This is a genomic window from Cyanobium sp. HWJ4-Hawea (genome assembly GCF_024345815.1).
Classification (GTDB): Bacteria; Cyanobacteriota; Cyanobacteriia; order PCC-6307; family Cyanobiaceae; genus Cyanobium_A.
The window spans coordinates 1-7,036 of record NZ_JAGQBV010000080.1 but is presented as its reverse complement, the minus strand read 5'-3'; the positions used below and the strand labels follow the sequence as shown (position 1 = coordinate 7,036).

The window sequence follows — 7,036 nt, the reverse complement described above, 5'->3', positions numbered from 1 at the left end:
CACCCTGGTCTGCGTGCCAATTTTCTGGAGTGGTGGCGTGATCACCAGGCTGGAAGGCGGTCTGCTCTTGGGGCTCTATGGCCTCTATCTGGTGGAGCAATTGGTGCTGAATATGCTCCCCGCGGCAGTGGATGAATTTCGGCTGGTGGTTTTGGTGGCGGTTCTGCCGGCGGTGCTGGTGTTTGTCACCTGGAGCGCCTTGGCCTGGATGAGGAAATCCCGAACTACCTAATAGGTGGATGGGTTGACGCTTCCAAGCCTCGAGCCCGCTCATCAAGGCCGAGCCGATGGGCAGGATAGAAAACCACTCCCTGAACACCCTGTCGCTGAGATGGGGTGCAAGCGGGGTGGCGCCAGCCATGATGCTTTTATCGTCATAGGTGATTGCAATGGGTGAGCCGTTCTCCATGCCCTCCCCCCAGCTGCTGGAGGAATACAGCCAGTTCTTTCGGCTGCTGAGCGAGCCAGCAAGGTTGCAGTTGCTCAGTCAGCTCAAGCGCGGCGGCGCCATGGATGTGGTCTCCCTGATTGATGCCACAGGCTTTTCCCAGTCCCACATCAGCCGTCAGCTCGGCCAGCTGCAGCGGGCGGGCCTGGTGCGCTGCGAGCGTGATGGTGTCCGCACGATTTGGGAAACCGAGGGTGATCTGGTCGATCAGTTGTGCAATCTTGTCCAATCCCGCCTTAAGCAAAGGCTTGAAAACCAGTTGCTGCAATTCCAATCCACCTAAACGGCTTCCAGCATGGAATTCTTCCATTGCCTACTGGATGGGGTTTTGATCCCAGGCTGGCGGGGATCGGCGGCGACCTCGGCGCTACAGCGGCGGTGTCGGTGTTTGCGGTGCCGGGGGCACGGGCCCTGGTTGAGACGTGGCTTAAGCGTTAATGCAGCATCCGGATCCAGATCCACCACAGCAGGGCCACCGGCACCATCGCCAGAGCGAGCACGGCCAGGCCCTGGAGCTGTTCTGAGTTCATTGCCCCCACTTTGGCCGGGGAGGGAGCAGGCTCGGGCTCCTGTTGGTCGGATCAGGCCGTCAGCTGCAGTGCACGGGCGTGATTGAAAACATTTCTGCTTGGGGAAGTATTGGGTGCCGCCAGCTGTAATTGCAGCAACGTCTGCGCAGATGAGATATGGGCTGGATTATTGGCGAATGATAATGGCGGAGCGATGCAACTCAACCAGTTGGTGTGCTGCAAAAAGGTTTTTTAGAAGAGGAAGTGCATTGAGCACAAGTGCGCTGAGCTCTGCATTGCGGATATTGCCTGTGGCGATTACCAGCAGCTGCCTCGGCGTGCCTTGCAGTAGATGGCTCTGGATGAAGTCAGTATCTTTGCTAAAGACCACTCTTTGTTGTTGATCAGCAAGTGTGCTAATCAATGCATCGGGTGTGCGGTTGCCATCCGGAAGATCCAACGTATGCAGTGTGTCGCAACCTTCAGCCGGCAGTGAATTCATGCGGAGAGCAGTTCAACACTCTGCACGCGGGTCAGTTGTGCGGCATAGGCCAGTGCAGCGCAAATGTCAGCGTCCTCAAGATCCGGATAATCAGAGAGGATCTCTTGATGGCTGGCCCCAGCGGCGAGCAGATCGAGCAGAAGCTCAACTGGGTAGCGCAGGCCGCGGATAGTGGGCTTGCCGTGGCAGATGGCTGGCTGGATGGTGATGCGATCGAGCAGATTGGTCATGTTCGCCGCGTAATTGGAACAATTCTAGTGAGGGAAGGGGCTCTCAGCTCCCAAGCAACCAATCCCAGGCTTCCAGCACCATCATGCGTTCGACCATCAGCTCGCAGAGAAGCCTGTAATCACCCACTGGAAATCTCAACTGCCCAGCCCAATGTCTTGCATCACGACATCAATGGAGCGGGTGCTTGATTCACCCCTTCGCACCCGCTCAGCTTCCAGGGCACCCAGGTAAGAATCCTCAAGTTCATCCATCCCCTGTTGGATCAGCTCTAGCCGGGCATCAATGGTGGGGACGAGCTAAATGGTGGTGCTCACGGTGCTCGATGAAGCATTTGACAAATGCTTTTAGTGGTGGGCATTCACAGCTGTGGTTCTGGCAAAAGAAGGAGCAGGCCGAGCAGATCAATCGCCTCTGCCGCATCACTCAAACAGCCACGACCTGATCTCGTATGACAGCCATGCCAAAACCAATCTGGCTTTCAGCTGCCGCTGCCTTGACACTGCTATCTGCCATTGCCAGCAGCGCCCTGGCCCAGCAGCCGGTGCGGCCCCTGCCAAAAGCGGGTAGCTGCCCCATCGGTTACTACAGCTCCGGCAGCTATTGCGTGCCCAGTAAGGGCGGCAATACCCGTGGCGCCATTGAGAAAAGCGGCAACAGCTGCCCCCTGGGCTTTTATGGCTCGGGCAACTACTGCCTCAGCAGCCCCAGCAATAATCGCGAGGCGATCCAGAAAACCGGTAATTCTTGCCCGCTGGGCTGGTTCAGCTCCAGCAGCTACTGCGTTAAAAGCCGCTGAGAGCTACGAGCCACCGCCGCACCTATTGCCAGCGATCGCGTGCACATTCGCTGGTGCTTTGGTCCCGATTTGACGCAGCATCTCTTCTACGCAACGGTTTTGGTGTTTCGCCTTTTGGGAGATAGGGGCCCAGCAGCTGGTCAATCTGGCGATGGACTGATCAGCCGCAGGCCAGGAAAGGCCAGCACGGTGTGTCGCGAACCGCCCTGAGCTCCGTAGTCGGCGTGGGCCCTGGCAGCCGTTGCAGGCCTTCGCTGCCAGGCGATCCCTCCGTGGGTTCCTTTTCGATCAGCACCCGGCCTTCCTCCACCAGGAGGCGCTGGGAGCCCTGACCGAGGCCCTACACCAGTAGCAAGAGCATGTCCTGCAGTCCAGATGACAGTGGACTTAGTCCATGGCTAAACTAACTCAGTTAATGGCAGAGGGTGCCATGCAGGGGGATTCCATGCGAATGGTGAACGTGCACCAGGCCAAAACCCATCTGTCGCGCCTGATCGATGAGGCCCATGCCGGTGAAACCATCGTGCTCGCCAAGGCCGGCAAACCCTGGGCGCGGCTGATGCCCCTGGCGCCGCCGGTTCCCCAGCGCATCCCTGGCCGGTTGCGCAGCCGGGGTCCCCTCAGCCAGCCCAACGTGCTGCTCGAACCCATCGACCCCAGTGAGCTGGAGCTCTGGGAATCGAGCCCCCTACTGGCTGAGGTGCCGCAGCCATGAGCAGTAGCGAGTCCTATTTGCTCGACAGCCACGCTTTGCTGTGGTGGTGGTTTGATCCCGATCGCCTCTCCACCGCAGTGCGCGAGCTGCTCAGCAACCCAGCCACGCCAGTGCTGGTGAGTGCGGCTTCTGTCTGGGAGCTCAGCCTCAAGCACCACCAGGGCAAGCTGCCCGAACTGGACGGCGCCATCAACGATCTGTCTGGTTTACTGCAGGCCGATGGCTTTGAAGGTTTGCCGATCTCCCTGGCCCATGGCCTGCGGGCGGGCGCTTACAGCCAGCCCCACCGTGATCCCTTTGATCGCATGCTGGCCGCCCAGGCCGAACTGGATCATCTGGTGCTGCTCAGCGCCGATCCCCAGCTCTCCACCTTCCCCTGCCAAATCCTCTGGTGAGATCCAAAAGATCCTTGAGCACATAGCTGGCTTGGTGGTGCGTAAGGAGTGCTCGATTACCTGATCCACCAGCTATTGCGTTCCAAGTAAGGGCGGCAACAGCTGCTCTTGGGCTGGTACAGCGCCAGGGGCAATACACGTTTGTGGAGGCGCTGAGCGCTACGAGCCACCGCTGCACCTATTGACCGCGATCGCATGCACAATCGCTGGTGCTTTGGTCCCGACTTGGCGCAGCATCTCTTCTACGCAACGGTTTTGGTATTTCGCCTGTTGGGATATAGGGGCCAGGGATGCAGCAATCACGACCAATGCCACCGTGCTGACGGCAGCCAGAACGGGATAGGCGTGGGCCCGGATCATTTCGCGGGGGCTGTGATCAGACATTTGGCGTGAACCGACGAGGTGTGCTGATTCTGGCGGGTCGTGCCCCCTCCCACTGATTCCCAGGTTCGCCCTGGCCTTTGACGCTGCTGCCGGTGCGGTGACTTTCAGGAAAGGTGTCACTCCTCGGCTGCTACTTAGACGGCCTTAATTAATGGTAGCGGCTGGATTGAATTGGGTTCCTCTGGTGGCTGGTTGATCTGTTCATGGCATCGGGCAACGTCGCCCCAACTTGGGCCGATCAAGTCGACGCGAACTGCATCGACTAAGTGTTGACGGATCTCGGTGGAGGTTGCCATGGTCAGGTGAGTTCCTTGTCGAGCTGTTGGATAGCGCCCCAGACAACCTGAAGACTCACATTCAGATACTCGTGGGTGAGCAGATTGCGGAAGTCGATGATTTGTCGACCTTCTGGGATCACCGCAAACAGTTGTGGATCTCGCTGTGAGATCTGCTTCAAGGCTTCACCGATGATGATGAATTCACGTTCGACCGCCGCGATGGTTGCTTCCTGAATGGCAGCTGCAGCCTCCAGGATGTCGCTCAGATAGGCCCGGGGGTCACGCTGCATAGATTTGCTGCTTGCTCGCCTCGATGGTTTGTTTGACGTAGGGATTGCGGACGGCATCGGCCATCACCAGGTCGACGCGCGAGGCCAGGCCCACGCACAGATCGTTCAGGAGCGCGAAGTAGACCTTGTAGAGACTGGGGGGGGCGAGTGGCAAAAACTCCACTGGCAGGTCGATGTCGCTCTCACCAGGCCGGTAATCGGGTCTGAGCACCGAGCCAAACACATGCATGCGCGCCGCGTGATGCCGCCGGCAAGCGACGGAAATGGCGTCCAGCTGGGGCTTGGCAAGGGCGATGCTCATAGATCCATTGTGCTCAGGAAAGCGGCTGATCAGCCGTTCTGTTCCTGGCCTCGCCATCAGCAGTCTTCTCCTGCTTGGCCCGCCACGGCCTCAAGCCCCTGCTCGCTGGCGGCAGCTGGTGTGGTGGTCATGGCAGCACCTCCAGCTGCAGGAGCTCGGCGGCTTGATTCAATCGACGGTCGTAGCAGGCGAAGAGAACGGGCTGTTCAGCGTTGACATGGAGTTCATGGGTTGCGGCGAGCTGCACGCTGTCGTATCCGCGAAGCGCAAACATATCGGCAATGGGCATTGGCGCTGATCTGCTGCATCTGCTCTGATTGGGCTTCAGATACCAGCAACTTCATCAGGGCGCTGGTGTCACAGAAAAGGATCACCAGCTCAACCCCGATCCTCAATCACGATGGCGCCAAGCAACTTCCCTTGGCCCCGCAACTGCACGGGAGGGGGCAAGTTGGGCTTCTGACCGTTCCAGCTGATCAGACCCGCATCAATCGCTTTTTGCATGGGATTGTTTATCCCTGAGTCCGCTGGCTTCACAGCCGTGATGCGGGCAATCGGTTTGCGATGGGAGGTGACTTCCAGCTCCTCACCGGCCTGCACGCGGCCGAGCCATTCGGAGAGATGGGTCTTGAGATCACGCACCGACACCTGGTTTGCGACTACTTCAGGTACGCCTGGCGCTTCATTAATAATAATTTTAGCCGCCTTCCGCCATGGTGCGGCGTTGGGCGGAACGTTAACTATGCCTTGCCGCAGGTGCAGCCGGCCTTGCCACAGCCGCAACCACAAACGGTGCAGCAACAGATGTTGGTAGTCATGGGATTTGCCTCGGTGAGATGAATTCAAGTTGGCCTTTGGGGCTTCCCCTGAACAGCGCCAATGTGCTCCCTTTGGCTGGGCCTTAATAGGGTGCAGATAACCGCCTAGATCAATGGGGAGTGGTTGGTTGGTCTGTAGTTAATTCTGTCGCCCCTGTTAGCTCGGCTAGCCGCCCCCAGTGAATGGGTTCAGCAGGGGAACATCTAAACGGCTGAAATCGGCCACGTTGCGGGTAACCACCGTGAGCTGATGCACCTTGGCGATGGCGGCGATCATCGCGTCCTCGTAGAGGGTTTCGGACTGGCGGTGCATCAGCTGTGCCCACCGGCGAAATGCAGGGCCATCCATGTTGAGGATGTTGAAGGTGGTGCAGACCTGCTCAAGCCAGTCTTCAATCTCGCCTGCTTTGGCAGGGTCCTGTTCTCGGGTGATTTCGATCCCGGCCTGGATTTCGCCGATGGTCACGTTGGCTAGATGTAGATCGGCATCATCAACAGTTTGAATCCAGGCGAGCACGCCGCCATGGGGGCTTCGCTTGCGTAGTTCAGACACCACGTTGGTGTCGAGCAAAAAGGCCATGGCCTACAGCTCCACCACAGCCCGACGGCGGGCACCACCGCGGGGTGGCACAAGCTCTTCGATACGGGCATTAGGTGCCAGTAACAGCTGCTTGAGGCTGGGCCTGGCGGCAGCCTGTAGGCGATGCCACTGCTCGATTGGCACGAGTACCGCGGCTTCGGTGCCGCGCCGCGACACCACCTGGGGGCCTTCCCTCTGACAGGCGTCGAGCAACTCACTGAAGCGCGCCTTTGCGTGCTGCACAGGCCAGATGGTCATGATTTGTTTGCATCAGACTAGTTTGTTGACTAGTCTAAAGGGCTCGCGAGGGCCTTTCTCCCCAGCGAAGGCCCACTCAAAATGGCTATCAGTTAACCCCTATTGGGGGTTGCTCAGCGGCGGGCTTGTTCGATGAACCCTGTCTTGGAAGCTTTATTTGGCAACAAGACCGCGGCATGCGTGCTGCTGTTTTTGCAGTGCTACGGCGAGGGCCATGCCCAGCGCATCGCCAAGACCTTTGGCTTTGGCCTCAACATGACCCAGCGTCAGTTGAAGCGACTGGAGGAGCAAGGCGTCTTGCTGAGCCGCCGGCTGGGCAACATGCGGCTGTTCAGTTTTAACAATCGCAATCCCACGGTTTGGAATCTCCGCAAGCTCTTGGAGCTTGAGCTGGCCGCTTTACCGGAAGACGATCAATAGCAATTCTTCCGACAAAGACAGCGCCCCAGGCAGAGCGCTAAGCCGCTTGTGATGAATGGCTGAAATCACCCCCGAGACCTCGTTGCAGGAGCTCGCAGTCATCATCAATTA

Annotated in this window: 14 protein-coding genes and 1 pseudogene; 6 read left to right on the top strand and 9 right to left on the bottom strand. The window is 58.7% G+C overall.

Annotated features, from left to right (window positions below; genetic code table 11):
- Together KBY58_RS12480 and KBY58_RS12475 are read left to right on the top strand one after the other, a co-directional pair.
- Positions 1 to 232, top strand: a pseudogene (locus KBY58_RS12480) (sodium:calcium antiporter); the annotation flags it as partial.
- 175 nt (positions 233 to 407) lie between these two features.
- Positions 408 to 731, top strand: a complete 324-nt coding sequence (locus KBY58_RS12475) for an ArsR/SmtB family transcription factor (protein WP_254933645.1) — start codon at positions 408 to 410, stop codon at positions 729 to 731.
- A gap of 413 nt (positions 732 to 1,144) precedes the next feature.
- On the opposite strand, the gene KBY58_RS12470 is transcribed toward KBY58_RS12475, so the two are convergent.
- The gene (locus KBY58_RS12470) at positions 1,145 to 1,459 is read right to left on the bottom strand and encodes a DUF5615 family PIN-like protein (protein ID WP_255004642.1); all 315 of its coding nucleotides are present in this window, start codon (positions 1,457 to 1,459) and stop codon (positions 1,145 to 1,147) included.
- Positions 1,456 to 1,689: a DUF433 domain-containing protein gene (locus tag KBY58_RS12465; RefSeq protein WP_254933642.1), complete on the bottom strand. Its 234-nt coding sequence runs from the start codon at positions 1,687 to 1,689 to the stop codon at positions 1,456 to 1,458. Before KBY58_RS12465 ends, KBY58_RS12470 begins: the two co-directional genes overlap by 4 nt.
- 458 nt (positions 1,690 to 2,147) lie before the next feature.
- Between KBY58_RS12465 and KBY58_RS12460 the strand changes: the two genes are divergently transcribed.
- From KBY58_RS12460 to KBY58_RS12450, 3 genes are all read left to right on the top strand, one after another.
- Positions 2,148 to 2,486, top strand: coding sequence for a hypothetical protein (locus KBY58_RS12460; RefSeq protein WP_255004641.1), 339 nt, complete (start codon positions 2,148 to 2,150; stop codon positions 2,484 to 2,486).
- A gap of 394 nt (positions 2,487 to 2,880) precedes the next feature.
- Positions 2,881 to 3,201 (top strand): type II toxin-antitoxin system Phd/YefM family antitoxin, encoded by a 321-nt coding sequence (locus KBY58_RS12455; RefSeq protein ID WP_254933640.1) that lies wholly within the window; start codon positions 2,881 to 2,883, stop codon positions 3,199 to 3,201.
- Positions 3,198 to 3,596: a type II toxin-antitoxin system VapC family toxin gene (locus tag KBY58_RS12450; RefSeq protein ID WP_254933639.1), complete on the top strand. Its 399-nt coding sequence runs from the start codon at positions 3,198 to 3,200 to the stop codon at positions 3,594 to 3,596. Before KBY58_RS12455 ends, KBY58_RS12450 begins: the two co-directional genes overlap by 4 nt.
- A 159-nt stretch (positions 3,597 to 3,755) precedes the next feature.
- Here KBY58_RS12450 and KBY58_RS12445 read toward each other — a convergent pair whose 3' ends face one another.
- The 7 genes from KBY58_RS12445 to KBY58_RS12415 all read right to left on the bottom strand — a co-directional run bounded on the left by KBY58_RS12445 (position 3,756) and on the right by KBY58_RS12415 (position 6,505).
- On the bottom strand, positions 3,756 to 3,980 hold the full coding sequence (locus tag KBY58_RS12445) for a hypothetical protein (protein ID WP_254933638.1): 225 nt from the start codon (positions 3,978 to 3,980) through the stop codon (positions 3,756 to 3,758).
- Positions 3,981 to 4,278: 298 nt separating this feature from the next.
- Positions 4,279 to 4,548 (bottom strand): DUF86 domain-containing protein, encoded by a 270-nt coding sequence (locus KBY58_RS12440; protein ID WP_255004639.1) that lies wholly within the window; start codon positions 4,546 to 4,548, stop codon positions 4,279 to 4,281.
- Complete coding sequence (locus tag KBY58_RS12435; RefSeq protein WP_255004638.1) at positions 4,538 to 4,849, bottom strand: nucleotidyltransferase family protein; 312 nt, start codon at positions 4,847 to 4,849, stop codon at positions 4,538 to 4,540. The genes KBY58_RS12440 and KBY58_RS12435 overlap by 11 nt, the downstream gene beginning before the upstream one ends.
- Before the next feature lie 127 nt (positions 4,850 to 4,976).
- On the bottom strand, positions 4,977 to 5,123 hold the full coding sequence (locus KBY58_RS12430; RefSeq protein WP_255004636.1) for a hypothetical protein: 147 nt from the start codon (positions 5,121 to 5,123) through the stop codon (positions 4,977 to 4,979).
- 104 nt (positions 5,124 to 5,227) lie between these two features.
- Complete coding sequence (locus tag KBY58_RS12425) at positions 5,228 to 5,650, bottom strand: type II toxin-antitoxin system Phd/YefM family antitoxin (RefSeq protein ID WP_255004634.1); 423 nt, start codon at positions 5,648 to 5,650, stop codon at positions 5,228 to 5,230.
- A gap of 183 nt (positions 5,651 to 5,833) precedes the next feature.
- Positions 5,834 to 6,247 (bottom strand): type II toxin-antitoxin system VapC family toxin, encoded by a 414-nt coding sequence (locus KBY58_RS12420; RefSeq protein ID WP_255004633.1) that lies wholly within the window; start codon positions 6,245 to 6,247, stop codon positions 5,834 to 5,836.
- Positions 6,248 to 6,250: 3 nt separating this feature from the next.
- The gene (locus tag KBY58_RS12415) at positions 6,251 to 6,505 is read right to left on the bottom strand and encodes a type II toxin-antitoxin system Phd/YefM family antitoxin (protein ID WP_254933636.1); all 255 of its coding nucleotides are present in this window, start codon (positions 6,503 to 6,505) and stop codon (positions 6,251 to 6,253) included.
- Positions 6,506 to 6,637: 132 nt separating this feature from the next.
- On the opposite strand from KBY58_RS12415, the gene KBY58_RS12410 reads away from it, so the two are divergent.
- Positions 6,638 to 6,925, top strand: a complete 288-nt coding sequence (locus KBY58_RS12410; RefSeq protein ID WP_255004632.1) for a hypothetical protein — start codon at positions 6,638 to 6,640, stop codon at positions 6,923 to 6,925.
- Positions 6,926 to 7,036 lie beyond the last annotated feature (111 nt).

Coding starts and splice junctions, on each gene's coding strand:
- KBY58_RS12475 (WP_254933645.1), top strand. CDS start 408: ATGCCCTCCCCCCAGCTGCTGGAGGAATACAGCCAGTTCTTTCGGCTG.
- KBY58_RS12470 (WP_255004642.1), bottom strand. CDS start 1,459: ATGAATTCACTGCCGGCTGAAGGTTGCGACACACTGCATACGTTGGAT.
- KBY58_RS12465 (WP_254933642.1), bottom strand. CDS start 1,689: ATGACCAATCTGCTCGATCGCATCACCATCCAGCCAGCCATCTGCCAC.
- KBY58_RS12460 (WP_255004641.1), top strand. CDS start 2,148: ATGCCAAAACCAATCTGGCTTTCAGCTGCCGCTGCCTTGACACTGCTA.
- KBY58_RS12455 (WP_254933640.1), top strand. CDS start 2,881: ATGGCTAAACTAACTCAGTTAATGGCAGAGGGTGCCATGCAGGGGGAT.
- KBY58_RS12450 (WP_254933639.1), top strand. CDS start 3,198: ATGAGCAGTAGCGAGTCCTATTTGCTCGACAGCCACGCTTTGCTGTGG.
- KBY58_RS12445 (WP_254933638.1), bottom strand. CDS start 3,980: ATGTCTGATCACAGCCCCCGCGAAATGATCCGGGCCCACGCCTATCCC.
- KBY58_RS12440 (WP_255004639.1), bottom strand. CDS start 4,548: ATGCAGCGTGACCCCCGGGCCTATCTGAGCGACATCCTGGAGGCTGCA.
- KBY58_RS12435 (WP_255004638.1), bottom strand. CDS start 4,849: ATGAGCATCGCCCTTGCCAAGCCCCAGCTGGACGCCATTTCCGTCGCT.
- KBY58_RS12430 (WP_255004636.1), bottom strand. CDS start 5,123: ATGTTTGCGCTTCGCGGATACGACAGCGTGCAGCTCGCCGCAACCCAT.
- KBY58_RS12420 (WP_255004633.1), bottom strand. CDS start 6,247: ATGGCCTTTTTGCTCGACACCAACGTGGTGTCTGAACTACGCAAGCGA.
- KBY58_RS12415 (WP_254933636.1), bottom strand. CDS start 6,505: ATGACCATCTGGCCTGTGCAGCACGCAAAGGCGCGCTTCAGTGAGTTG.
- KBY58_RS12410 (WP_255004632.1), top strand. CDS start 6,638: ATGAACCCTGTCTTGGAAGCTTTATTTGGCAACAAGACCGCGGCATGC.